The sequence below is a fragment of the Streptomyces carpinensis genome (genome assembly GCF_002154505.1).
In the GTDB taxonomy this organism is placed as follows: domain Bacteria; phylum Actinomycetota; class Actinomycetes; order Streptomycetales; family Streptomycetaceae; genus Streptomyces; species Streptomyces carpinensis.
This window is the reverse complement of record NZ_MUBM01000195.1, coordinates 1-24,435: the sequence shown is the minus strand read 5'-3', so window position 1 is coordinate 24,435 and position 24,435 is coordinate 1. Positions and strand designations below refer to the sequence as shown.

Annotated in this window: 21 protein-coding genes; 12 read left to right on the top strand and 9 right to left on the bottom strand. The window is 71.3% G+C overall.

All coding sequences use genetic code 11. The features are described from left to right. Positions 1 to 4 precede the first annotated feature (4 nt). The 4 genes from BZY54_RS25340 to BZY54_RS25325 are packed head-to-tail and all read right to left on the bottom strand — an operon-like array spanning position 5 to position 5,572. Positions 5 to 1,810 carry an asparagine synthetase B family protein gene (locus BZY54_RS25340; protein ID WP_086727637.1) on the bottom strand — a complete coding sequence of 602 codons (1,806 nt, stop codon included), beginning with the start codon at positions 1,808 to 1,810 and terminating at the stop codon, positions 5 to 7. Beyond that, positions 1,798 to 2,802: an alpha/beta hydrolase gene (locus BZY54_RS25335; RefSeq protein ID WP_086727636.1), complete on the bottom strand. Its 1,005-nt coding sequence runs from the start codon at positions 2,800 to 2,802 to the stop codon at positions 1,798 to 1,800. Before BZY54_RS25335 ends, BZY54_RS25340 begins: the two co-directional genes overlap by 13 nt. Beyond that, positions 2,799 to 4,205 (bottom strand): MBL fold metallo-hydrolase, encoded by a 1,407-nt coding sequence (locus BZY54_RS25330; RefSeq protein WP_086727635.1) that lies wholly within the window; start codon positions 4,203 to 4,205, stop codon positions 2,799 to 2,801. The genes BZY54_RS25335 and BZY54_RS25330 overlap by 4 nt, the downstream gene beginning before the upstream one ends. Beyond that, positions 4,205 to 5,572 carry a formylglycine-generating enzyme family protein gene (locus tag BZY54_RS25325; protein WP_244217321.1) on the bottom strand — a complete coding sequence of 456 codons (1,368 nt, stop codon included), beginning with the start codon at positions 5,570 to 5,572 and terminating at the stop codon, positions 4,205 to 4,207. The genes BZY54_RS25330 and BZY54_RS25325 overlap by 1 nt, the downstream gene beginning before the upstream one ends. 312 nt (positions 5,573 to 5,884) lie before the next feature. Here BZY54_RS25325 and BZY54_RS25320 point away from each other — a divergent pair, with 312 nt between their 5' ends. Next, complete coding sequence (locus BZY54_RS25320; protein ID WP_158103913.1) at positions 5,885 to 6,685, top strand: phytanoyl-CoA dioxygenase family protein; 801 nt, start codon at positions 5,885 to 5,887, stop codon at positions 6,683 to 6,685. 37 nt (positions 6,686 to 6,722) lie between these two features. On the opposite strand, the gene BZY54_RS25315 is transcribed toward BZY54_RS25320, so the two are convergent. Beyond that, positions 6,723 to 8,000, bottom strand: coding sequence for an ATP-grasp domain-containing protein (locus BZY54_RS25315; RefSeq protein WP_167414058.1), 1,278 nt, complete (start codon positions 7,998 to 8,000; stop codon positions 6,723 to 6,725). A gap of 79 nt (positions 8,001 to 8,079) precedes the next feature. Between BZY54_RS25315 and BZY54_RS25310 the strand changes: the two genes are divergently transcribed. Together BZY54_RS25310 and BZY54_RS25305 are read left to right on the top strand one after the other, a co-directional pair. Then, positions 8,080 to 9,318: an MFS transporter gene (locus BZY54_RS25310; RefSeq protein WP_086727633.1), complete on the top strand. Its 1,239-nt coding sequence runs from the start codon at positions 8,080 to 8,082 to the stop codon at positions 9,316 to 9,318. Positions 9,319 to 9,353: 35 nt separating this feature from the next. After that, entirely contained in the window at positions 9,354 to 10,673 is a 1,320-nt protein-coding gene (locus BZY54_RS25305; RefSeq protein ID WP_086727632.1) for a nucleotide disphospho-sugar-binding domain-containing protein, read from the top strand. A 92-nt stretch (positions 10,674 to 10,765) separates the two neighbouring features. On the opposite strand, the gene BZY54_RS25300 is transcribed toward BZY54_RS25305, so the two are convergent. Next, positions 10,766 to 12,313: an alpha/beta fold hydrolase gene (locus BZY54_RS25300; RefSeq protein WP_208640753.1), complete on the bottom strand. Its 1,548-nt coding sequence runs from the start codon at positions 12,311 to 12,313 to the stop codon at positions 10,766 to 10,768. Positions 12,314 to 12,476: 163 nt separating this feature from the next. Here BZY54_RS25300 and BZY54_RS25295 point away from each other — a divergent pair, with 163 nt between their 5' ends. The 4 genes from BZY54_RS25295 (at position 12,477) to BZY54_RS25280 (ending at position 17,804) form a co-directional block, all read left to right on the top strand. Further along, positions 12,477 to 12,830: a VOC family protein gene (locus BZY54_RS25295; RefSeq protein ID WP_086727631.1), complete on the top strand. Its 354-nt coding sequence runs from the start codon at positions 12,477 to 12,479 to the stop codon at positions 12,828 to 12,830. A gap of 138 nt (positions 12,831 to 12,968) precedes the next feature. Continuing rightward, the gene (locus tag BZY54_RS25290) at positions 12,969 to 15,362 is read left to right on the top strand and encodes an ATP-binding cassette domain-containing protein (protein WP_086727630.1); all 2,394 of its coding nucleotides are present in this window, start codon (positions 12,969 to 12,971) and stop codon (positions 15,360 to 15,362) included. An 82-nt stretch (positions 15,363 to 15,444) separates the two neighbouring features. Further along, positions 15,445 to 16,425 (top strand): dTDP-glucose 4,6-dehydratase, encoded by a 981-nt coding sequence (gene rfbB / locus BZY54_RS25285; RefSeq protein WP_086727629.1) that lies wholly within the window; start codon positions 15,445 to 15,447, stop codon positions 16,423 to 16,425. Continuing rightward, positions 16,422 to 17,804 (top strand): NDP-hexose 2,3-dehydratase family protein, encoded by a 1,383-nt coding sequence (locus tag BZY54_RS25280; protein ID WP_086727628.1) that lies wholly within the window; start codon positions 16,422 to 16,424, stop codon positions 17,802 to 17,804. Before rfbB ends, BZY54_RS25280 begins: the two co-directional genes overlap by 4 nt. A gap of 78 nt (positions 17,805 to 17,882) precedes the next feature. Here BZY54_RS25280 and BZY54_RS25275 read toward each other — a convergent pair whose 3' ends face one another. Continuing rightward, the gene (locus tag BZY54_RS25275; RefSeq protein ID WP_425276313.1) at positions 17,883 to 18,335 is read right to left on the bottom strand and encodes a carboxymuconolactone decarboxylase family protein; all 453 of its coding nucleotides are present in this window, start codon (positions 18,333 to 18,335) and stop codon (positions 17,883 to 17,885) included. A 108-nt stretch (positions 18,336 to 18,443) separates the two neighbouring features. Further along, entirely contained in the window at positions 18,444 to 19,214 is a 771-nt protein-coding gene (locus BZY54_RS25270) for a gamma-glutamyl-gamma-aminobutyrate hydrolase family protein (protein ID WP_086727626.1), read from the bottom strand. A 228-nt stretch (positions 19,215 to 19,442) separates the two neighbouring features. Here BZY54_RS25270 and BZY54_RS25265 point away from each other — a divergent pair, with 228 nt between their 5' ends. The 3 genes from BZY54_RS25265 to BZY54_RS25255 all read left to right on the top strand — a co-directional run bounded on the left by BZY54_RS25265 (position 19,443) and on the right by BZY54_RS25255 (position 22,524). After that, the gene (locus tag BZY54_RS25265; protein WP_086727625.1) at positions 19,443 to 20,369 is read left to right on the top strand and encodes an ABC transporter ATP-binding protein; all 927 of its coding nucleotides are present in this window, start codon (positions 19,443 to 19,445) and stop codon (positions 20,367 to 20,369) included. Next, a complete protein-coding gene (locus tag BZY54_RS25260; RefSeq protein ID WP_086727624.1) occupies positions 20,366 to 21,205 on the top strand; it encodes an ABC transporter permease in 840 nt (279 codons plus the stop codon). Before BZY54_RS25265 ends, BZY54_RS25260 begins: the two co-directional genes overlap by 4 nt. Before the next feature lie 137 nt (positions 21,206 to 21,342). Then, positions 21,343 to 22,524 (top strand): ParB/RepB/Spo0J family partition protein, encoded by a 1,182-nt coding sequence (locus BZY54_RS25255; protein ID WP_086727623.1) that lies wholly within the window; start codon positions 21,343 to 21,345, stop codon positions 22,522 to 22,524. 206 nt (positions 22,525 to 22,730) lie between these two features. On the opposite strand, the gene BZY54_RS25250 is transcribed toward BZY54_RS25255, so the two are convergent. Then, positions 22,731 to 23,579, bottom strand: coding sequence for a helix-turn-helix domain-containing protein (locus BZY54_RS25250; protein WP_086727622.1), 849 nt, complete (start codon positions 23,577 to 23,579; stop codon positions 22,731 to 22,733). A 154-nt stretch (positions 23,580 to 23,733) separates the two neighbouring features. Here BZY54_RS25250 and BZY54_RS25245 point away from each other — a divergent pair, with 154 nt between their 5' ends. After that, positions 23,734 to 24,156 (top strand): VOC family protein, encoded by a 423-nt coding sequence (locus BZY54_RS25245; RefSeq protein ID WP_086727621.1) that lies wholly within the window; start codon positions 23,734 to 23,736, stop codon positions 24,154 to 24,156. A 14-nt stretch (positions 24,157 to 24,170) separates the two neighbouring features. Beyond that, positions 24,171 to 24,435, top strand: a 265-nt coding sequence (locus BZY54_RS25240) for a helix-turn-helix domain-containing protein (protein WP_143668114.1), incomplete at its 3' end; no start/stop codon positions are given.

Below are 24,435 nucleotides of genomic sequence, written 5' to 3'. Positions count from 1 at the left end.
TGCTTTAGCTGGGGGAGGGTTCAACATGACTCCTCGGGTCGGTGCGGAGCTCCGCGAGGTGACCGAGCCAGGCGGAGGTCGAAGCAAGGAACATCCATTCGCCGACGCCCAGTTCGGCCCGGAGCCCGGCCGGCATCGGCGGCAGGCCGAACGGGGCGCCGAGCCCGTCGGCGAGGTCGGTCAGCCGGCGGACGTACCGGGGGTCGGTGGGGGTCGGGAAGCCCTGTTTGGTGCGGTGGCGCACCGAGTCGGGCAGCAGGTCGGCGAGCGCCTCCTTGAGCAGGCCCTTGTGGCTGCTGCCGGGCTCGCCGGAGTCCTTCAGGTGCTCGGGGCAGCGGAAGGCCAGCTCGGCGAGCGCGACGTCCTGGAAGACGGGCCGGTCCTCCAGGGTGAAGGTCGCCGACGTGGCGTCCACCATGTCGTTGACGTAGACCAGGAAGCGCCGCAGCAGGTGGTGCCGGCCGCGTTTGAGCGGGGAGGCCGTCTTGATCGCCCGGTACTCGTCCATGGTGCGCTGCCACACCAGGTCGGTGACGGCCGTCATGTCGACGCCGAGTTCGCGTGCCATCCAGGTCACGAGCCGCGCCCAGACGGGACGTTCGTCGGAGTAGAGCTGGTGCGTCAGGTAGTGGCGCCCGTGGATGTAGGTGGGCGCGTAGGGGTCGACGACGGGGAAGTAGCGGCCGGCCTGGTAGCCCCAGAGCTCGTCGGCGCCGTGGCCGGAGTAGACGACGACGTTGCGGTCGCGGGAGATGGCCCCGTAGAGGTGGTGCATCGCCAGCTCGGCGCCGTGCAGCAGCGGCCGCATCAGCCGGGTGGGCAGGACGGGCACCAGCTCGGCGGCGCGGTGGCCGTCCAGGTCGCACACGGTCAGCGGCACGCCGAGGCGTTCGGCGGCCTGTGCTGCGTGCGCCACGTCGTCGCCCGAGCCGCCGATGCCGTCCTGGTAGCGCAGGACGTATCCCTCGACGGGCACGCCCAGCGCGGTCAGTGCCGCCACGGCCGCCGTGCTGTCGACGCCGCCGCTGAGCACCGCCGCTCGCGGCACGTCGGAGACGGCCCGCTGGGCGATCGCCCGGTCGAAGGCGGCCCTGATCTCCTCGGCGCTCACCAGGCCGTCCACCGGCGTGGGTTGCCAGTAGCGGTGGGTGCTCGTGCCGGGGCGGTCGAGCGACAGGTACTCGGCGGGCTGCAGGGCCCGCACGCCGCGCAGCCATGTGTGGTCGTCGGCCGCGTCCATCCTGATCCAGGAGCGCAGGACGTACTCCTCGGGGTCCACCTCGGGAGTCACCAGGCCGGTGCGCAGGAGCACTCCCGCCTCGGAGGCGAAGAGGAGCCCGCCGTGGGTGAAGGCGTAGAACAGCGGTTTCACGCCGAAGTGGTCGCGGGCGAGCACCACGCGGCCGGTCCAGGTGTCGTGCCAGGCGAGCGCGAACATGCCGGACAGCGGCCGCAGCGCGGCCGCGGGGTCGTCCTCGCGGCACACCTGCTGCAGGACGAACTCGGTGTCGCAGGTGGTGCGGCGGGGCCACAGCGGCGGCGCGGGCGAGCGGGAACCGTAGACCTCGCCGTTGTGCACCAGGGCGATCCGCCCGGTGGGGTCGGTCATCGGCTGGTCGCCCGCTTCGGTGCGGTCGCGGACCGCCAGGCGCGTCGCGCACAGCATGACGGTGCCGCATGCCGAGACGTACGGGGCGCAGGCCCCCTCTCCCCGGTGCGCCATGGCGCCGGTCATCGTCCGGCCGAGCGCGTCCAACCAGTCGGCGTCCCGCCGTCCCTCGAAGCTGATGAAGCCCGCTATGCCGCACATGTGCCGGCCTCCGTCCTCCCCCACACCCGCCACAGCTGGGCCAGGGCCTCGGTGAACACGTGCTCGATGCCGTGGTGTCCGCCCTCGTGCTCGCGGTAGGTGTGGGGGACGCCGTGCGTGTCGAGGGCCGCGTGCAGTGCGCGGGCGCCCCAGTGCATGCCGTAGTCGTCGCGTTCGCCGACGCTGAGGTGAAGCAGTCCCAGTCCGGCGAGCCGGCCGGCGTGGGCGGGGAGCATCCGCACCGGGTCGTGACGCAGCCATCGCCGCCACACCTCGTCGCGGAACAGGCCCGTCACGGGGTCGCACGGCAGCGCGTCCGAGGGCGTGGTTGCGGGGGTGTCGGCGTAGCACATGCCCATCGCGACGATGCTCATCGCCACCATGAACGGCACGTCGTGCGGGCCGGTGTGCCGTCGGGCCAGCAGCCCGTCGATGCCGCCGGTCTCCCGGACGGTGTCCAGCGCGGCGGGCAGCAGCGGCAGGTAGCAGTGCTCGAACCCGGCGTCGGGCGAGAAGGCGAGCACCGCGGAGAACAGCTCGGACGTCATGCCCGCGACCAGCGCGCCGTAGCCGCCGCTGGACTTGCCCGCGACGGCGCGTCCCGCGGGCCGGGGCACGGTCGCGAAGTGCCGGTCGACCTCGGCGACGACCTCGGCGAGGTGGCCGGCGTAGCGGCCGGAGGCGGCGGAGTCGATGTACTGCGAGCCGCCGTAGGCGGTCGTGCAGTCGGGCACGACGAGCAGCGCGGGCGGCACCCGGCCGTCCGTCATCGCCCGGCCCAGCCGGTCGGCCACGGAGGCGCCGAAGGCGAGCGCCCGGTTGCCGAGGCTGGGGTGGGCGCCGTAGCCGGGCAGCCAGTACACGACGGGGTACCGCCGGATGCCGTCGTATCCGGGGGGAAGGTGCACCTCGATCCGGCGGCGGTGCGGGTCGCCCAGCGGGTTGCCGCGCAGGCAGGTGCTCTCGTGGTCGAGCACGACCGGCTCGCTCATGGCCCGCTCTCCTCCTGGAGCGCGCGCTCCACGTGGCGGGTGTAGAACGACGGGTGGTGGAAGACCGCGGAGAGCAGGACGCCGTTGCTGGCCCACAGGCCGAAGGAGCTTCCGAACAGCAGGTCGGCCTCGAGCATGGCCTGGAGGGTCGAGGCCGCGATCTCGGTCCAGCCCTCACCGCCTGCGAGGTGGCCGCGGGCCGGTCCCGGGCCGAGCCGCGTGACCCTGCCCGCCACCGGGTCGAGCAGGAAGGACGTCTCGCTGCCGTCGTCCTCGTGCAGCGAGACGATGTGGCGTCCGGCGCCGTGGTCCAGCGCCCGGTACCAGTAGTCGGTCGCCACCAGCCGGTCCAGCAGTTCGCGCAGCATGTCCTCGGCGTCGCGGGTCTGGTGGCCGTACCGGTCGAGGGAGGCGTCGAACGGCGGTACGGGGGTGTCCGGGTCGAGCGTCACCGCGGCGTAGACCTCGTCGAAGTCGTATCCGCCGGGCGCCACCGGCCCGTCGGCCAGGGCGGCCTTGCCGTCCTTCACCTCGATCACCTGCCCGGGGCCCCACAGCAGGCCGTCGCGGCCCAGCTCGTCCAGGCGGCGCAGCGCCTCGGTCGGGGTGAAGGGGAAGATCGTGTGGTTGCACCAGTCGTAGTCGCGTTCGCCGTCGCCGCTGATCCGCCATCCGAACGAGGAGGGCACGGTCACGGCGGCGGGGATCGCGTCGAGGTACCGGTCGAAGTTGGCGACGGCGCGGGCGCGCACCGCCTCGGGGTCGGTCAGCGGGCGGCGTTCGGTGAGCACGCCGGGGGGCGAGATGCTGTGCGCGGGGACGAACACGACGTCGAGCAGTGGCGCGTCGGCGCGCCGGAAGGCCGCCACGGTGTCCTCGTGCAGGAGCGCGTCGCCGCACAGCATGACGGCCGCGTCGTCGGTCTGCACGAGCACGCTCATCTCGGGGAAGGACACGGCCGAGGGGAACGTCCGCAGGGTCGCGCCGCCCAGCGTGATCGTGTCGCCCGGCGTCACCGGCTGGAGGTTTTCGTAGCCGAAGCGGCGCAGCGTCCAGGCGATCGCCTGGTGCCCGAGTCCGGACGCGGTCAGCTTCGGCGGCACGGGGCCGGCGGGGTAGATGCAGGTGACGCCGGAGCTCTGGCGCGGGCTGTCGTCGAAGTCCACGTCGGCGCCGTCGACCAGTTGCAGCAGTGAGGGGAAGTGGTGGTGGTCGAAGTGGTGGTGGCTGAGGACGACGTAGTCGATCCCGTCGTCGAGCACCTCGCGCACCAACTGGTCCGGCAGCGCCGGGTGGTGCTCCCAGAAGCGGTCCAGGCGCTGGGTGAGCCACGGGTCGAAGAGGATGCGCTCCGTCCCCGTCTCGACGAGGACGGCGGCGTGGCCGAGGGATGTCAGTCGCATCAGTCGCTCGTCTCGTACACGCAGCGGAAGCCGACCTCGTTGTGCCGGTCGGTGATCAGGTCCTTGCCCCGGTAGAACGTGGTCAGGCAGGACGGCGGGGAGGTCCAGGTGCCGCCGCGCAGCACGTGGAAGGCCTCCTTGCGGTTCATGAAGTCCAGCGGGTGCCGGCCCTTGAAGAAGGGGTCCATGTCCTCGCCGGTGTAGAAGTTCGTCCGGGTCAGCTCCCAGACGTTGCCCGACATCTGCAGCACGCCGTAGGGGCTGGCGCCCTGCGGGAGGGCGTCGGCGGGCAGCACCGGGTGGGCGGGGTTCTCGCCCTGCTCGATGGTGACCAGCAGGGCCTCCAGAGAGTCGAGGTCGGCCACCTGCTCACCGAACGACCGCTCGACGTAGTTCACCCGGTCCGGGTCCCACTTCTCGCCCCAGGGGTAGCGGCGGCCGTCGACACCGCGCGCGGCCTTCTCCCACTGGACCTCGCTGGGCAGCGAGCCGCCGGCCCACTTGGCGAAGGCGTAGGCGTCGTACCAGTCGATGCCGACGATGGGGAGATCGGGCGCGTTGAAGCGCGGATCGTGCCAGTGCGCCGGGCGGTGGGAGCGCTCGAGCGGCTGGTCGGGGTGGTCGAACTCGCCGCAGTCGCCGACCTCGTCGAGGAACGCGCGGTAGCGCGCGTTGGTCACGGTGGTCCGGTCGATGAGGAACGCGGGTACGTCCACGGCGCGCAGCGTGCTGTCGTCCTGCGCCATGCGGAAGGCGTCGGGCTCCTCGTCGGCACCGATGGTCGCCGGGCCGGCCGGCACCAGGACGACGTCGGTGGTGCGCCGGGGGCGCTTGCGGGCGGCCTCGATCCGCGTCCGCATGTCCGAGAAGTACTCGTCCTCCAGACGGCGGAGTTCGGCCGGGTCCCGGGTGCCGAAGACGGCGATGAGGGCGCGCTTGGTCAGCGCCGCACCGCAGCCGACGGGCTTGCGCGTCCAGTCGGGGCGGGTGAAGTTGCTGGGCCAGCCGGAGATGCGGATGAGGTCGGGGACGGCGGCGGCGATCCGGTGCTCCGCGATGACCTTGAGCGCGGTGAAGGCGACCCAGTCGACGGTGTCGTGGGTGGCGGCGGCCACCGCGGAGTCGGCGGCCGGATCGCCCGCGTGGTACGTGGCCAGCAGTCGCACCGCGCCGGCCCGTACGGGCCACTGCGGATGGGTGACCGCGACAGACGCCAGCAGCGGTATCCCGTCGGCGGCCCGCCCTCGGTCCTCGGCCAGCGCGACGACGCGCTCCACCGACGTCCAGTAGCGCTCGTCGGTGGAGTCGTCGGTCACCAGCAGATCGGCGGGAATGTCGATGACTTCTGAAACGCGATTACCTACCATCTCAGCCTCTCTCGGACGACGCGCCGCCCGTACGGATTCGATTCCATACGGGCGGCGCGTTTCGCTGGTCAGCGGATTACCACTTGCTGGTCTCCTGCTCAGCGTCACGGGTGTCGATGAAGTCGCGGTCGGTCATTTTCACTCCCTCCGCCGTATCGAGTTATATGTGGGCCGGAATGACCTCACGGCCCGGAAGCATACGGAGCGCGCGGAAGGCACGGCAACGGCCTTGATACGCAGGCGTTGAACATGAAGATTCCCGTGATATGTGCGGATAGGTTCGCGACGACCCGGCGAGAGAGGGAGAGAAGAATGGACGACACCCATTACCGTGAAGTGCGAGAAAACGGATTCGTGCGGCTCCCCGGGCTGATGGCGGGCGGGACGCTCGCCCGGCTGAAGAGCGCGGTGAGCGACCTGGAGGATCTCGCCCGCGACCGTACGGTCTCGAGCGGGGACTTCATCCTGGAGGCGCCCGGCATCGGCGGCTGGGCGGCCTGGCAGCAGGGTGCCCGGGCCCTCACCGGGGTGCTGCGGTCGGCCGACCGCATCCACGAGCACGTCCCCGAGTTCGACGCCGTGCAGCGGTCGCTCGACCTGGCCGGCGGGCCGGTCGCGGGAGCCGCCGGGAGCCCGGGCACGCTGGTCAACGCGTTTTTGTGGGCCAAGCCGCCGGTGGTGGGGTCGGCCAAGCCCTGGCATCAGGACATCGCCTTCGCGCCGCCCTCCTTCGGTCCCGAGGAGCACGGCATCGTGACGATCTGGGTCGCCCTGGAGCCCGCCACCGAGCGCAACGGCTGCCTTCAGTTCATTCCCGGCTCCCATCTGCTCGGGCTGTTTCCGCACACCGGGGACCGTGAGCGCCTGCCCGGCGAGCCGCCGCGGGCGGGGGCGGTCGAGCCGCACGTCGCGGACGAGCACCTGCCGCGCACGGCCGAGCCGGTCGCCGTACCCCTCGAACCCGGTTCGGCCGTCATGTTCGACGGCCTTGTGCTGCACCGCTCGGCGCCCAACACCACGGCGGCCGAGCCGCGCACGGCGGTCAGTTTCGTCTACCAGGTGCCGCGGCCGTCCTGGACCCGGATGGAGCCGGCCGTCCTCGCCCGTCCGTGACGTTCGACCGCGGCGGATCTGCAGTCGAACGGTGGGCTCAGCGGCCCGCCGTGCGGTCGAGGACGTAGAACGCGGCGCCGTCGAGATGGCGGATGGTGTTCAGATCGCGCTGCACGACCTCCTCCAGGTCGTGCAGCAGCGTCACGATGACCGGGTAGCTGAGGTCGTCGACCGTCCGGGCGATCTCCTGACCCGGTTTCACCGGCGTCGCCAGGCTGTGGAAGCTCTCCAGCCGTTCGATCTCCTCGATGCCCCGGTACTCGCTGAGCACGCCTTGCACCGGCGAGATCATGCCGGCGATCGCGGCGTAGCGCCGCACCCGGTACGGGGTTCCGGCCCGGGCGTGGAACCGCTCGGGGCGCAGGTAGGCGTCGACGGTCCACTCCAGCTGCGACTCGCCGATGCCGAGGCCGGCGCAGGCCGGGATGCCGCCGCCGGCGATCCGGGCGCCGATCTCCACCAGGCACGGCCCGTCCGGCGTCATCCTGATCTCCAGGTGCGCCGGGCCGTGGCGGATGCCGAGGGCGTCCAGCACCTGGAACGCGTAGTCCCGCAGGGGCTTGACGACCCGGCTCCCCGAATCGATCAGCGACAGGGCGTCGCAGAGGTCGACGACACCGTTCGCGCTGAGGCGTCCGGTCCGCCAGACGTCGCACAGGTGGTGGCGGCCGTCCCGGCTGACGGTGTTCACCATGTACTCGGTGCCCGGCAGGTACTCCTGTGCCACGGCCCCCTTGTTGGGCTGGGAGAAGACGTCGTCGGCACCGGCGAGCGACTCGAAGGCCGCGACCGACTCCTGAGGTGTGTCGCAGAAGAAGACTCCCTGGCTGCCCGCGCTGCGCGGCGGTTTGACGACGACGCGTCCGCCGAGTCCGCGGTGCCAGGCGGCGAGTTCGTCCGCGTCGGTGGCGCGCAGCTGCCGGGCGGCCCGAAGTCCCGCGGCACGCACGGCCTCGACCATGAGATGCTTGTCGCGCCGCGCGGCGCTGAGGGCGGTGCCGTTGCCCGGCAGACCGAGACGTTCCGCGAGCAGGTCCGCGAACTCCACCCCGCTCTCACCGCCCGAGACCACCGCGACCGGCGCGAACGCCGTGACAGCCTCGAGTGTGGCCTCCAGATCGCCGTCGTGGATGATGTCGGCGACGAAGTCCTCGGGAACGAACGGGGATGCGCGGTAGACGTACGGCACTTCACGGGTGCTCTGTACACGGACGATGGAGCATCCCTGCTCCCGGAATGTCAGAACGAGTGAACGGACCGCGGCATAGGCGTCGACCATCACGATGCACGGGCGGCCCTCGATGGCTGCTGTCATATGTTCAAAAGTAGAGAGACTCCTGCCCTCGCCGAAAGTCGTTCAACTCTGAGATCCTCCAGCCTTGGAGGAGTACCCGATGACGTCTTTTCCCGCGAGGTTCCGCTCGCCGCATTGCACTCCGGTATTGCTGTTCGTCAATACATGCGGAAGTTTTCTGGTCCTGGTGAGCCTTTCCACGCACGTGGGGTCGGTCACCGGGTCGGGGCTGCTCGCCGGAGCCGTGCTGAGCGCGCCGTGGCTGCCCGCGCTGCTGCTGGCCGGGCCGCTCAACCGGCTGCTCGGCCGGCACGCCCCGCAACGGCTCGTCCGGCTGGCCGAGGCGGCGAGTCTGGCACTGACCGCGGCCGCCTTCGCGGCACCGCAGCGCACGCTGCTCGCGGTGGCCGCCGTGCTGCTCCTGGTGCGCGGGTACTTCGAGGCGGTCACCCGCTCGGCCACCGCCGTCGTGCTGCGCGACACGGTCCCGCCGCAGCGGCTGCACCGCGCCAACACCGTGGCGGAGATCGGCAAGCTGACGGGGCTCAGCGTCGGCGCGGCCCTGGCGGGCCCGGCCGGGGCGGTGCTGTCGTTGCGGGGGCTGCTCGCGGTGAACGCGGCGATGCTGGTCCTCTCCACACTGCTCGCCTGGGCGTTGCCGGCGTCCTCGAAGCGGGCTTCAGCGCAGGGCCGGGACGACGCCGGGGCCCAGGCCGGCACCCGTCCGCGTGTCGACGACCCGCTGCTGCGCAGGCTGTTCGCCCGTTTCCTGCTCGTGTCCTTCTGGCAGGGCTTCCACACGGTGGCCGTCACCGTCGTGCCGGTCCAGGTGCTGGGCGGCGGGACCCGCCTGGTGGGCGTGTTCGTCGCCGTCTCCTCGGTGGCCCTGTTCGCCGGCTCGCTCGCCGCCCTGCCGGCCCAGCGCCACCTCGCCCGCGTGCCCTCGGCGGCCTGGGCCGTGCTGCCCATGCCACCCCTGCTGGCGGCGGTGCTGGTCGGCCGCACGGTGGCGACGCTGGTGCTGTACGCGCTCTTCCTGGTCCTGTTCGAGATGGCCTACGTCCACTACAACAACCGGGTGCTGGCCACGGCCTCCGACGCGGAACTGCCGTCGGTGGTGACGTTTAGGGCCACCCTGCTTCCCGCGGGCGTGGCGGTGTCCGTCCTGGTGATGGGCGCCCTGTGTGATCTGGTGGGCCCTCTGTCCACCGCCTTCGTGGTGGCCGTGGTCACCGCCTTGGTCACCGCCGCGACCGGCACCACACGGCAGGCGCAGAAGGCGCGTGGCAGGCGCCCGACCAGGGCGGCGGGGGTCGACGAGCACGGCGTCCGCCCGTGAATCCTGCTGTTTCCCGACGTCAAGGAAGTGCCATCTTGCGGGTCCTCATCGTGCCGTTCCCGTGGAAGACGCATGTGTTCAACCTGGTGCCGCTCGCCTGGTCGCTGCAGACGGCCGGGCACGAGGTGCGCGTGGCCGCCTGGCCGGATCTCCTCGACGCCGTCACCTCGGCCGGGCTGACGGCCGTGGGCGTCGGTCCCGGCGAGACACCGGAGGTACGCAGGCAGCGGGACCGGCGCCAGACGTCCGACCGCGCCACCGCGGCGAAACGGGCTCCGCAGGAGGGGCTCGACCCGCTGTTCGACATACGGCCGGACCGCGAGCGGCTGAGCTGGGAGCAGGCCTGCCGGGTCTTCGACGACCTGGTGCTTCCACAGGCCCGGCGGTCCAACGACTCGATGATGGACGACCTGGTCGCCGTGGCCCGCGCCTGGCGGCCGGATCTGGTGCTCTGGGGCGCGAAGGCGTTCGCCGGGGCGGTGGCCGCCGAGGCGGTGGGCGCGGCGCACGCCCGGGTGCTGTACTCCGTCGACGTCTACTCGCGCATGCGGGAGGACTTCCTGCATGCCAAGGCTCTCCAGCCGCCGGAGCGACGCGTCGACGCGATGCGGGACTGGCTGGCGGGATGGGCCGGGAAGTACGGCGCCGAGTTCTCCGAGGACCTGGTCAACGGGCAGTTCACCATCGCCCCGCTCCCCGAGGCGTTCCGGCCCGATGCGCGGCCGACCACCCTTCCCGTGCAGTTCGTTCCCTACAACGGCCCGGCCGTCGTGCCCCGGTGGCTCGCCGGGCCGCCGCCGGCACCGCGGGTGCTGATGACGTTCGGCGACTCGGTCGCCGACAAGACGGTACGGCTCCCGCTGCCCGTCGAGCGCATCCAGGAGATCCTCGACTCGGTGGCCGGCCTGGAGATGGAGCTGGTGCTGGCCCTGCCGCCGGACTCCCGGCGGGAGTTGCGCGAGGTGCCGGCCAACACCCGCCTGGTGGAGTCCGTGCCCCTGTCCGAGGTGCTGCCGACCTGCTCGGCCGTGGTGCACCACGGCGGCACCTGGTCGTTCGGCTGCGCTCTGCGCTACGGCGTGCCCCAGTTGCTGATCGGCCGGGCGTTCGACGCTCCGCTGAAGTTCCGCTGCCTGGACCGCGCGGGCGCGGGGCTGGCCATGACGCCCGCCGAGGTGGACGGGCCCACGGTCCGTGCCGCACTCGTCCGCCTGCTGGGGGACACCGCCCTGCGGGCGAACGCCGGGCGGCTGCGGGAGGAGATGCTGTCCATGCCCGCGCCCAACGATCTGGCACGGACCCTTCAGGACCTGGTCGCCGCCCGCCGGGCCGGTCCGGTACCCGCCCCGCGCTGACCGGCAGGACCGGGCAGCACCGGGAGGGCCGGGAGGATCAAGAGGGGACGGGCCCCGCGTGATCGTCACGCGGGGCCCGTCCCGACGGTGTGTCAGGACACCGGGACCGGGTCGGGCGACGCCTGGCAGACGGCGTCGATCCCCTTCCGGGAAGCGGGACGGGTGCCGTCCCTGAGGAAGTCGCCGACGTACTTGTTGAGGCAGGTGTTGTTGTTCGCCGACAGCGCCGCGCCGACGTTGTGGCCGCCCTGCTCCAGCACGAGCCGGGAGTTGGGGAACAGCGCGTGCGTCTCGACGGCGCCGGCGACGCCGTGCGCGGTGTCGAACTGGGGCTGCACCAGCAGGACGTCCACCTGGCCGTTGCCGACCTTGCGCGGCTTGCTCCTCGCGGGCTCCGGCCAGAAGGCACAGGGCGCGTTGTACCAGGCGTTGTTCCAGGTCAGGAACCGGTCACCGGCGTCGTACTGGCGGGAGTAGTCCTGGTGCCAGCGGTCCCAGTCCCGGGGCCAGGGGCCGTCGAGGCAGTTGACCGCGTCGGTCATGGCCTGCCTGTTCTGGTGCGGGAAGCCGGGCGGGGTGTAGGTGGCCCGCAGTGACGTCGGGTCCTTGCGCACCACCCAGTCGGAGAGCACCTTCGCGCGGGAGAGCCAGGTCCAGCTGCGGTAGACGACCGGTTCGAAGATGTCCGCCCACTCCGCCGGGCCGATCCTGCCGTCCAGGGGCGCCGCGCCGAGCGCGTCCTGCGCCTTGTAGTAGTTCGCCTCGACCTCGGCCGAGGTCGTACCCAGGTGGTAGACCGCGTCGTACTTGGCGACCCAGGCGAAGAAGATCCCGGCGTTGCGCTCGGTCAGCACGTTCTTGGTGAGGCTGTTCTGGTACCCCACGCCGCTGGGACGCACCACGCTGTCCAACACCATCCGCTGCACGCGGTGGGGGAACATCGTGGCGTAGACCGAGCCGAGGTAGGTGCCCCAGTCGGTGCCGAAGTAGGTGATCTTCTCCTGGCCGAGCGCGATCCGCATCCGGTCCAGGTCGCGCGCCGCGTCCTCGGTGCCGAGGTGCTTGAGCACGTCGCCGTACGTGTCGCCGCAGCTCTTCGCGTACGCGCGGGCCCGCTCCACCCACTCCTGCTCGGCGGCCGTCGTGGCCGGCACGGGGTCCGGCTGCGCGTACCCGGGGTCGAGGTAGTCGCTGTCGCAGACGACGGCCGGCTCGCTGGCGCCGACGCCACGCGGGTCGAAGCCGATCCAGTCGTAGGCGCCGCCGACGTCGTTGGCCAGCCCGGTGGTGCCCTGGGCGTAGCGGGTGGGCAGGTCACGGCCGATGCCGCCGGGCCACTGGCCGCGGTTCAGCACGACGACGCCCTTGTACTCGCTGTCGGGGACGGTGTGCCTGGCCCGGGTCAGCGCCAGGCTGATCTTCCTGCCGTCGGGGTGGCCGTAGTCGAGCGGCACCTGCACCGTGCCGCACTCCAGGCCCTTGAGCATCTCGCCGAGGACCGGGTCGCCGCCCGGACACGGCACCCAGTCGATGCTGCCGGCGGCCGGCGCGGCCGCATCGTTCGCTGCCGCGACCGGGACGACGGCCGAGCCCAACAGGCCGGCCGCGATCACTGGTATGACCAACGCAAGCTTTCTCACGTAATTCCCCTCCTGAATTCAGCGCGCCCGCAGCCTGGCACCGTCCTGTCGGCTGGCGCTCAAGAACGTCTGGATATCCGCTTGAGGCGACACGCGTGTGGCTGCGGCGACTGCGCCGGTTTCCCTAACATGAGGCGACGAAATTCCAACCCCGGGAGTGAGAATGGCTGACGAGGCCATCCAGGGAATCAAGACCGTGCTGCACCCCGTGGCGGACGTGGCAGCGGCCAAGAAGCTGTACGCCGCCCTGTTCGGCATCGAGCCGCAGGCCGACTCGGAGTACTACGTCGGCTTCGAGGTCGCCGGTCAGCACATCGGGCTGGTGCCGGCGGGTGCGCAGGGCATCACCTCGCAGGTCGCCTACTGGCACGTGGCCGACATCGAGGCGAAGCTGGCCGAGGTCACCGCCGCGGGCGGCACGGTGAGCAGCCCCGCCAAGGATGTCGGCGGCGGCCGCCGCGTGGCCACCGTCACCGACCTCGACGGCAACGTTCTCGGACTGCTGCAGGACAGCTGACGACGCAGCCGGCGACGGAACGTCCCCCACCGCCCTCGCAGCCCTTCGAGCGTGTCTCGAGAGGGCTGCGAGGGCGGCCGTCCAGCCTCACCGGACAGGGTGGGCGGAGGCGTTGTCGTCCCGAGAGACGGAGAGACAATGAGCAGGGACACCGGTGCGGACACTGGCTCCTTTGACGCGCACGGCACCCACCGCCACGATCGCATCCGCGTGCACGGCGCGCGGGTGAACAACCTCAAGGACGTCAGCGTCGAGATCCCCAAGCACCGGCTGACGGTGTTCACCGGGGTGTCCGGCTCGGGCAAGAGCTCACTGGTGTTCGACACCATCGCCGCGGAGTCCCAGCGGCTGATCAACGAGACCTACAGCGCCTTCGTGCAGGGCTTCATGCCGTCGCTCGCACGTCCCGAGGTCGACGTGCTGGAGGGGCTGACGACCGCGATCGTCGTCGATCAGCGACGGCTGGGCTCCGACCCCCGCTCCACCCTCGGCACCGTCACGGACGCCAACGCGATGCTGCGCATCCTGTTCAGCCGGCTCGGACGGCCCCACGTCGGGCCGCCCAGCGCGTTCGCCTTCAACGTCCCCAAGCGGACGGCGAGCGGGGCCATGAACGTCGACAAGGGCAGCGGAAAGCGGGTCGTGGTGCGCAAGGCCGTCTACCACGGCGGCATGTGCGCGCACTGCGAAGGCCGCGGCACGGCCTCCGACATCGACCTCACCCAGCTCTACGACGACACGAAGGCGATCGCCGACGGCGCGTTCACCATTCCCGGCTGGAAGCGGGACAGTTTCTGGACCACCCGGGTCTACGCCGAGTCGGGCGTCCTGGACCCGGACAAGCCGATCCGCGAGTTCACCGGGGAGGAGATGCACGAGTTCCTCCACGGTGAGGCGCGCCGGGTGAAGGTCGACGGGGTCAACCTGACCTACGAGGGGCTGATCCCCAAGCTGCACAAGTCCATGCTGTCCAAGGACAAGGACGCGCTCCAGCCGCACATCCGGGCGTTCGTGGAGCGGGCGGTGACGTTCGTGCCCTGTCCCCGGTGCGAGGGCACCCGGCTCAGCGCGCAGGCCAGGTCGTCGAAGATCGCCGGGATCAGCATCGCCGACGCCTGCGCGATGGAGGTCGGGGACCTGGCCGCGTGGCTGGGCGGGCTCGACGAGCCGACGGTGGCGCCGCTGCTGGCCAAGCTGCGCCAGACCCTGGACGCGCTGGTGGAGATCGGCCTGGGCTATCTCTCCCTCGACCGCGCTTCGGGCACCCTGTCGGGCGGCGAGGGGCAGCGCGTGAAGATGATCCGCCACCTCGGCTCGGCGCTCACCGACACCACCTACGTCTTCGACGAGCCCACCACCGGCCTGCACCCGCACGACATCCGGCGGATGAACGAGCTGCTGCTGCGGCTGCGCGACAAGGGCAACACCGTGCTCGTGGTGGAGCACAAGCCGGAGACCATCGCGATCGCCGACCACGTCGTCGACCTCGGCCCCCGCGCAGGCGCCGACGGCGGCCAGGTGGTCTTCGAGGGATCCCTGCACGGCCTGCGCAACAGCGGCACGCTCACCGGCCGCCACCTCGACGACCGGGCCGGCCTCAAGGAGACCGTGCGCGTGCCGAAGGGGGCGCTGGAGATCCGCGGCGCCTGGACGCACAACCTGCGCGGTGTCGACGTCGACATCCCGCTCGGGGTGCTGTGCGTCGTCACCGGCGTGGCGGGATCCGGCAAGAGTTCGCTGATCCGCGGCTCGGTGACGCACCGGGACGGCGTGATCGCCGTGGACCAGTCGCCGATCAAGGGCTCCCGCCGCAGCAACCCTGCCACCTACACCGGGCTGCTCGACCCGGTGCGCAACGCCTTCGCCAGGGCCAACAACGTCAAGCCCGCTCTGTTCAGCTCCAACTCCGAGGGCGCCTGTCCCACGTGCGACGGCGCCGGCGTCGTCCACACCGACCTGGCGATGATGGCGGCGGCCGCCATCACCTGCGAGGACTGCGAGGGCAGGCGGTTCGACGCGGCGGTTCTGGAACACCGCCTGGGCGGGCGGGACATCAGCGAGGTGCTCGCCATGCCCGTCGACGAGGCCAGGGAGTTCTTCGGCTCCGGCGAGGCACGCGTCCCGGCCGCCCACCGGATCCTCGGGCACCTGGCCGACGTGGGGCTCGGCTACCTCGGCATCGGCCGCCCGCTGACCACGCTGTCCGGCGGCGAGCGGCAGCGGCTGAAGCTGGCCACGCACATGGCCGGCAAGGGCGGCGTGTACGTCCTGGACGAGCCCACCGCCGGCCTGCACCTCGCCGACGTCGAGCAGCTGCTCGGCCTGCTCGACCGGCTCGTCGACTCCGGCAGGTCGGTGATCGTCGTCGAGCACCACCAGGCGGTCATGGCCCACGCCGACTGGATCATCGACCTGGGCCCCGGCGCCGGGCACGACGGCGGCCGGATCGTCTTCGAGGGCACGCCCGCGGACCTCGTGGCGGCCCGCTCCACCCCGACCGGCGAACACCTCGCGGCCTACATCCGCCGGTAGGGCCGCGGCGCATCATTCGTCCCCTCATCGAAAAGGGAAAAGGCATGCTTCGAGCGTGGAACTCCGAATGCGATGTGGTCTCATGAAAATCCTCATCACCGGCGGTGCCGGATTCATCGGCTCGCATTACGTACGGACCATGCTCGACGGGGGCTACCCGGGTTTCGAGGACGCGCACGTCACGGTCCTGGACGCGCTGACCTACGCGGGAAACCGTGACAACCTCCCCGCCTCTCATCCGCGGCTGACCTTCACACACGGGAACATTCTCGACCGGGAACTGCTGGGCGGCGTGCTCGACGGTCAGGACGCGGTGGTCCACTTCGCGGCGGAGAGCCATGTCGACCGTTCGATCGCCAGCGGGGCGGCGTTCGTCCGCACGAACGTGGAGGGCACGCAGGCGCTGCTCGAGGCCTGTCTGGCGGCCGGCGTCGAGCGGGTGGTGCACATCTCGACCGACGAGGTGTACGGCTCCATCGAGGAGGGCGTGTGGAGCGAGGAGTCCCCGCTGCTGCCCAACTCGCCCTACGCCGCGTCCAAGGCGGCCTCCGACCTGATCGCCCTGGCGTACTTCCGCACCCACCGGCTCAACGTCTCGGTCACCCGCTGTTGCAACAACTACGGTCCCTACCAGCACCCGGAGAAGTTCATCCCGCTCGCCGTCACCAACCTGCTCGAAGGGCGCCCCATACCCGTCTACGGGGACGGCGGGCAGATACGCGAGTGGCTGCACGTGGACGACCACTGCCGCGCGGTGCAGCGGGTCCTCACCGAGGGCAGGGCGGGCGAGGTCTACAACGTCGGCGCCGGCACGGCCGTTGCGAACCTGGAGCTGGCCCACCGGCTCGCCGAGCTGTGCGGGGCGGGGCCGGAGATGATCCGGCACATCACCGACCGCAAGGGGCACGACCGGCGCTACGCCCTGGACCAGGGCAAGATCGAGCGGGAGCTCGGCCACCGGCCGCTGACCGCGTTCGACACCGGCCTGGCCGAGACCGTCGCCTGGTACCGGGACAACCCCCGCTGGTGGAAGCCGGTCAAGGACAGCGGTGGTCGGCCGTGAGCGCGCCCGCACAGCTGGTTCCGCGTACCGGGGCGTGGACCGCCGAGCGCCTGGCGCTGTCGGCCGCGACGGCCGAGGGGTCGCACACCGCGACGTCCGAGGTGCCGGGCTGGCTGGAGGACCACCGGCGCTTCGGTGGGACGGTGGTCCGGCGGATCCCGTTCGCCGGGCTCGACCACTGGTCGTTCGCCCCGGGCACCGGTGACCTGCGGCACAGCAGCGGGCGGTTCTTCACCATCGAGGGACTGCACGTCGTGCGGCCCGGGGCCGAGTGGCAGCAGCCGATCATCGTGCAACCGGAGATCGGCATCCTCGGCATCCTGGCCAAGGAGTTCGACGGGGTCCTCCACTTCCTGATGCAGGCCAAGATGGAGCCCGGCAACCCCAACCTGGTGCAGCTCTCCCCCACCGTGCAGGCCACCCGCAGCAACTACACCAAGGCCCACGGCGGAACGGAGGTGAGGTACCTGGAGCACTTCCTCGCCCCGCGGCCGGAGCAGGTGCTCACGGACGTCCTGCAGTCCGAGCACGGCGCCTGGTTCTACCGGAAGCGCAACCGCAACATGATCGTCGAGGTGGACTGCGACGTCCCCGTCCACGACGACTTCTGCTGGCTCACCCTCGGTCAGATCCTGCGGCTGCTCCGCCTGGACAACGTCGTGAACATGGACGCGCGCACGGTGCTGGCGAGTGCTCCGGCGATGCCGGCCGAGACGAAGGCGCTGTCGTCCGACTCCGCCCTGCTGGCCTGGTTCACGGGCGAACGGGCCCGGCACGACGTCCGCGCGCGTCGCATGCCGCTGCGCCAGATCGCCGGGTGGCAGAGCGACGAGTACTCCGTCAGCCGTGCCGACGGCAGGTTCTTCCGGGTGGTGGCGGTGTCGGTCGAGGGCGCCGGCCGTGAGGTGGCCGGCTGGACCCAGCCGATCATCGAACCGGTGGAGCCCGGGGTCGTCGGTTTCGCCTACCGGGTCTTCGACGGTGTCCCGCACGTCCTGGCACACGCACGCGTCGAAGGCGGCTTCCTCGACACGGTCGAACTCGCGCCGACCGTGCAGTGCGTGCCGTCGAACTACCCTCCCGTCCGGGCCGAGGAGCGCCCGCCGTTCCTCGAAGCGATGCTGAACGCCTCCCCGGACCGCATCCGCTACTCGACGGTCCACTCCGAGGAGGGCGGCCGGTTCCTCAACGCCGAGAGCCGCTATCTGATCGTCGAGACCGACGAGGCGACGACACCCGCCCAGCCGCCCCCGGGATACCACTGGGTCACGCCGGGCCAGCTGAACTGGCTGGCCGGGCACAGCCGTTACGTCAATGTGCAGGCCAGGACCCTGCTCGCCGTCCTCGACGCGGCGATCCGGGGCGGCGGCGCGCACTGAGCCGGGGCACGTCCGCGAACGACTCGAGGCCCTGTCCGGGGGTGAGCCATTCGGACAGGGCCTCGAAGTCGGAGTGGATTACTGCGCCGCGGTGAGCCGGCTCGTCATGGGCGTCCACTTCTTGGGGTTGACGCGCCAGTCCACCGCCTCCTGCTTGGTGGCGACGTTGACCCGGTTCCAGAGATTGACCAGCCCGATGTGCAGGACCACGGCGGCGAGCTGCACCTCGTTCCAGTGCCTGGCAGCCTCGTCCCAGACCTCGTCCGACACCGGATCCACGCGGTCGTTGATGCGCGTGGCGGCCTCGGCCAGCGCCAGTACGGAGCGTTCGGCGTCGGTGAAGCAGGTCTGCTCCCGCCAGGTCTCCACGAGCGGCAGACGGTGGTCCTCCTCCCCCGCCTCCTCGAACTCCTTCTGCTTCATGGGCAGGTGGACCGTCCGGCCGTTGATCTGGCTCACCCTCAGATGGATGAGCACGAGCGTCTGCAGCGGCACGCCGACGCTGTTGACGGCCTTGACCAGTGCGCGCATGGGCGGAAGGACATCGGGAACCACCAACGAGGGGTTGGGCATCCGCGGCGACATAATTCTCCTTCGCATGGGGATCGGAAATCAGTTTGCCCTCGGGGTCGCCTTTTCTCAATGATTCGAAATTGCGGCGGCCGGCTCGTTCTTCGGACACCCGGCGGCATGCGCGAGGGCTTGGTGAAGCCGTTTGTCGGCCGTGTGCCCGGATTCCCATTGCACCCCGATCGCAAAGGGATGGTCCGTGACTTCGACGGCCTCGACGGTCCCGTCCTCGGCCCGTCCGGTGACGGTGAGGCCGTCACCGAGCCGGTCCACCGCCTGGTGGTGGTGGCATGCCGTCTCCGGCTCGTCCTCGTCGAGGATGCCGGCGATCCGGCTGCCGGGCAGCAGCTTCAGCGGCAGGCGGCCGAGGGTGAAGGACGCCGTCCGCGGACGGTGGCCGTCGTGGCCCGTGACGTCCGCCAGGTGCTGATGAAGGCTCCCCCCGTGCAGCACGTTGAGCAGTTGCATGCCGCGACAGATCGCCAGCACGGGCAGTTCGGCGTCAAGTGCCCTTCTCAGCAGGGCCAGTTCGACGCGGTCGGCGTCCGGGCACATAGCCCGGGTGGCCGGGTGGGCGTCCTGGCCGTACAGCGCCGGGTCCAGGTCGGGGCCGCCCGGGACCAGCAGTCCGTCCAGCCGGTCGACCAGGTCCTCGGCCCCCGGCAGCAGCGGCAGCAGCAGGGGCGTGCAGCCCGCCTCGGACAGGAAGGCCACGTGCGACTGGAGCGCCAGGGCGACGACCAGGTCGCTGCCCTGGAGGGTGACCGGCGCCGTCCGCGCGCAGATCCCGATCACCGGCCGTCGCCGGGCGGGCACCGGATCGTTCGTGACTGAATTCATGACCACCCTCGTGGGTTTCCGGGTTCAACTGAGGAAAGTAAGCAGATGAAACACGGGCTTCCCCGGACCGTCGGCGCTGCCAAAATATCCGTGCCGTGATGCGCGGGCCATCGTTCACGGCCGCTCCAGGCCGCGACTACTGAACAGATAGCGATCCTGCTATCACAGGTGGCCGGGGTGGGATTTTGCCCCAGCGAAACTCTCGCAGGCCATTCAACCGAGGTGACCATGATCGAGGCCAAGAACCTCACCAAACGCTACGGCGACAAGACCGCCGTGAACGACCTCTCGTTCACGGTCGAGCCCGGCCGGGTCACCGGCTTCCTGGGCCCCAACGGCGCAGGCAAGTCCACCACGATGCGACTGCTGCTGGGGCTCGACAAGCCCGATGCCGGTGAGGCCACCGTCAACGGCGTGCCCTACCGCGACCTGCCCCGGCCGCTGCGGGTGGTGGGAGCGCTGCTGGAAGCGCGCGCCGTGCACACCGGCCGCAGCGCCTACGACCACCTGCTCTGCCTCGCGCAGACCCAGGGCATCGGCCGGCGCCGGGTCGAGGAGGTCATCGAGCAGGTCGGGCTGGCCTCGGTGGCCCGCAAGCGGGCGGGTGGCTTCTCGCTCGGCATGGGGCAGCGGCTCGGCATCGCCGCCGCGCTGCTCGGCGACCCCGCGGCGCTGGTCCTGGACGAGCCCGTCAACGGCCTCGACCCCGAGGGCATCCTCTGGATCCGGAACCTGATGAAGTCGCTCGCGGCCGAGGGCCGCGCCGTCTTCGTCTCCAGCCACCTGATGAACGAGATGGCCGTCACCGCCGATCACCTCATCGTCATCGGCCGCGGCCGGCTGGTCGCCGACTGCTCCACCGAGGAGTTCATCGAGCGGAGCACCGAGCAGTCCGTCCTGGTCAGGACGCCCGACGGGGCGCAGCTCGCCGAGCTGCTCAAGGGCGAAGGCGCCACCGTCACCACCACCGACGAGGGCGACCTGGACGTCACCGGACTCGAGGCTCCGCGCATCGCCGAACTCGCCGCCGCCGACGGCCTGGTGCTGCACGAGCTGTCGACCCGACGCGGCTCCCTCGAGGAGGCCTTCATGGAACTGACCAAGGACGCCGTCGAGTACGACGCCGGCGTGCCCGCCACCGGAGGTGTGAAGTGACCGCCACGACCGCGATCGCCCCCGCGTCCGGCTCGGTCGCCGAGGACCGCAGGCCGGGCTTCGGGAGCCTGATGCTCTCGGAGTGGACCAAGATCCGCTCCGTCCGCTCCACCGTCTGGTCGCTCGCCATCCTGGTCGTGCTCACCCTGGTGTTCACCGCGCTGTTCATGGAGATGGGCATCGCGAACTGGGACAAGACCGACGCCGCCCAGCGGGCCGAGATGCGGCTGGACCCGACGGGCACCATCCTGGGCAGCGGCATCCTGCTCAGCCAGCTGGCGGTGTGTGTGCTGGGCGTCATGGCGATCGCCACCGAGTACTCCACCGGCATGATCCGTGCCAGCCTGCTCGCGGTGCCCCGGCGGGTGCCCGTGCTGGCGGCCAAGGGCACGGTGTTCGCCCTGCTGGTCCTGGCGGTGGGCGAACTGACCGCGTTCGGCTCCTTCTTCATCGGCGCGCCGATCCTGCACGGCAAGGCGCCGGTCGCGATCGGCGATCCGGGCGTCCTGCGGGCCGTCGTCGGCTGCGGCCTCTATCTCGCCCTGCTCGGCCTGTTCGCCCTCGCCGTCGGCGCGATCATCCGGCACACCGCGGCGAGCATCACCGTCGTCATCGGCTTCGTCCTGGTGATCACCCCGATGGCGGGCCTGCTGCCCGGCAGCGTGGGCGATCGCATCCACGCCTGGCTCCCCACCCAGGCCGGGTTCATGATCACCCAGCAGCACTCCCGCGCCGGCGACCTGCTGGGGCCGTGGCAGGGCCTCGGGGTGCTCGCGCTGTGGACGGCCGTCCTGCTGGCGGTCGCCGCGGTGCAGCTGCGACGCAGGGACGCCTGATCCCCCGCGGGCATCCGCCGCTTCGGCGGATGCCCGCGGCGCCCCCGTTTCCAGGCAACGTCGACCTGCTCTCCACTACGGCTGGAGACCCTCCTGCGACCCTCGTCGGCAGCGGCGGCAGAGAGGGAGTTACTGGAATGGCTCAGAGCAACGCGCAAGCCGTGTCGATAACGAGTGCATTCAGTCCCGTCCGGATGGAGGGCGTCGGATCGTCGGCGCACAGCGAATTCGACCTGAAGAACTTCGAGAAACTCCCGGCCCGTGAAGTCCCCATCGCCACGCTCTCTCCCGGGGTTTCCCTTCGCCAGGGCGGAACGGACGCCGCTCATGTCCGGGTTCTCGTCGACGCGGCGGACTCCGCGGAACTTCCTCCCATTCTCGTTCAGTTGGACGGCTGCCGCGTCATCGACGGGCTGCACCGGCTGGAGGCCGCCCGGCTCATGGGCGAGGCCAGCATCCGGGCGCGTTTCCTCGACTGCTCCAACTCCGAGGCGCTCGTCATCGCCATGAAGGCGAACGGCTCGCACGGCCTGCCGCTGTCGAAGGCCGACCGCGTCGCCGGAGCCCAGCGGGTCCTCGGCTCCCACCCCGACTGGTCCGACCGTGCCATCGCCGGCATCACCGGGCTGAGCGCGAAGACGATCGCGTCGCTGCGCGACCGGTCGGCGATCGCGACGCCGCTGGGCGGCAAGCGCATCGGCCAGGACGGCAGGCGACGCCCGGTGGACGCGGGCGAGGGCAGGCGGCGCGCCGCCGAGTACATCGCCGCCCATCCCGACGCCCCGCTGCGCCAGGTCGCCAGGGCGACCGACGTGTCACTGGGCACGGTGCACGACGTCAGCGCACGGCTGCGGCGCGGCGAGGGGCCCGAGCGGAACGGGCGCCACACCCATGCCGCACGCCCGCAGAACATGCGGCCCGTGCAGTCCGTACCGCCGCCCGACGACGTGCTGACGGCGGACGCCGACGTGGCTGCCGACGGCGTCCGCCGGGTGCCGCTGCGGGTGGCCGGAAGCGTCGACGCGCCGCCGCCGCAGCGCAGGAACCACACCGACACCCTGCCCACGTGGGCGACAGTGGCGGCCAAGATGGCCACCGACCCCGCCATCCGTTACACCGCGGGAGGCCGGGAGTTCCTGCGCTGGATGCAGTCGCACGCCACCGAGCCCGGAGAGGACTGGCGGCGGCTCGTGGACGCGGTCCCGCCGCACTGGCTCGGCGTCGTCGCCCCGATCGCCGAGCACATCGGCAAGGAGTGGTGCCTGCTCGCCGAGCGGCTGAAGGCCCGGCAGGAGCTGTGCCGCAATCCGTCGTCCTAGAGCCGGGCGTCACGACGGGGCGAACGTTGCCTGCCGGGCACCAGGTCCTGTCGTCGAACCCCCGTCGTCCGCCCGGAGAGCGGGCGGGTCCCGCGGCGTCAGGTGCGTGCGCCCGGCGCGGCGAGTCGGGGGCACCTGACGCGCCGTCAAGACAGTAAAGAAGCGTGCATGGCGTCGTTGGGCGGACGGGAGTTCGACGACAGGGCCTATGCCCCCGACGGCACCGGCGCGGCCGGCACCACGTGCAGCCGGTCCCGGCCCGCAGGGACCGGACCCGGTGGGGCGGCTGCGCAGCCGGGATGCGGCACGACGGTCGCCGGGGGTTCGAGCTCGGGCAGGGCGAGGAGCACCGGCGGATCGGCCGGTTGTGCCGGACGCAGCCGCACCGCCGCGCTGGTGACGGCGCCGGCGGTAACGGTCACGGCCGGGGTGCCCCGGCCCCCGACGAGCGCGGTCCGCACGGCCTGCGGATCGTGACCGGTGCCGGCGGCCACCGCCACCGCGAGAAGATGCCAGCTCCCCTCGGGGACGTTCTGCAGGCAGTAGCAGGACGGACGGTCGCTCGGCACGTCGACGACGGCCGACGCGACAGCCGGGTACTGGACGACTGCCGTGGCGAAGGCCCCCAGGTACACGCGCGCGTTCCCGTGGCCCTGCGGCAGCCTGACCGTGCCCGCGACCGAGCCGTGCCGCGGCCGCGGACCCGGCTGCGGTCCCGGCACCCCCTCCCCCTCGTCGCGGCACAGCCGCCGGAACCGGCCGGGAGACAGCCCGACACTGGCCGTGAAGGAATTGGTGAACGAGCTCAGGCTGGTGTATCCGACCGCCCCGGAGATTTCCGCAATGGTCATCGAAGTGCTGCCGATCAGCCGCTTGGCCTCGTGAATACGGACCGCGGCGAGGAATCTGCCGGGGCTGACCCCGGTCTCCTCTTTGAACACGCGCGAGAAATAGAAACTGCTGAGCAGAGCTTTCCGGGCGATGTCCGTGACGGTCAGCGGATCGCTGAAACGCTCGCGAATATACGCGACCGCGCGTCCCACTGCTGCATCCATGGCCCACCTCACCACCTGTCGATCCACTCAACAGGATGACTCGCCAGCATCGCGATCCGCTCGAGTCACGCTCGAGATCCGCTACAGCTCCCCGCCCCGAAGGGATCAGGATTCGAGAAGCCCACAGAACGGGCCCGCGGCTAGCGTGAGGGCCATGGACCTCACCATTCATACGAGTTCCCTGCCGCACGACGACCCGGACGCCGCCCTGGCCTTCTACCGCGACATCCTCGGCTTCGAGGTCCGCAGCGACGTCAGGCACGGCAAGACCCGCTGGATCACCGTCGGCCCCGCCGGCCGGCCGGACACGTCCCTGCTGCTGGCACCGGCGGGCGCCGACCCGTCGATCACCGAGTCGGAGCGCACCACCATCCTGGAGATGATGGCCAAGGGCACCTACGGCTCGGTCGTGCTCGCCACCGGGGACCTCGACGCCACCTTCGACAAGGTGCAGGCCGCCGACGCCGAGGTGGTCCAGGAGCCGATGCTCCAGCCGCACGGCGTCCGGGACTGCGCGTTCCGTGATCCGGCGGGCAACCTGGTCCGCATCCAGGAACTGCGCTCCGACACCGAGTAGGGAGGGGCTCTGCCATGTGTCACCCCGCCTGGAGGGAAGCGCGGATCGCCGCGCAGCGCCTCGCACGCCTGCGCCGCGTCCGCGACCGGATCGGCCGGCAGTACACGCGGCCGCTGGACGTCGAGGCCCTCGCCCGCGAGGCGGGCATCCCGCCCGGCCGGCTCAGCCGGCAGTTCCGCGACGCCTACGGCCAGTCGCCGTACGCCTATCTGATGACGCTCCGCGTCCAGCGTGCGATGGCCCTGCTGCGCCACGGCGGCAGCAGGGCCATCGCACGCT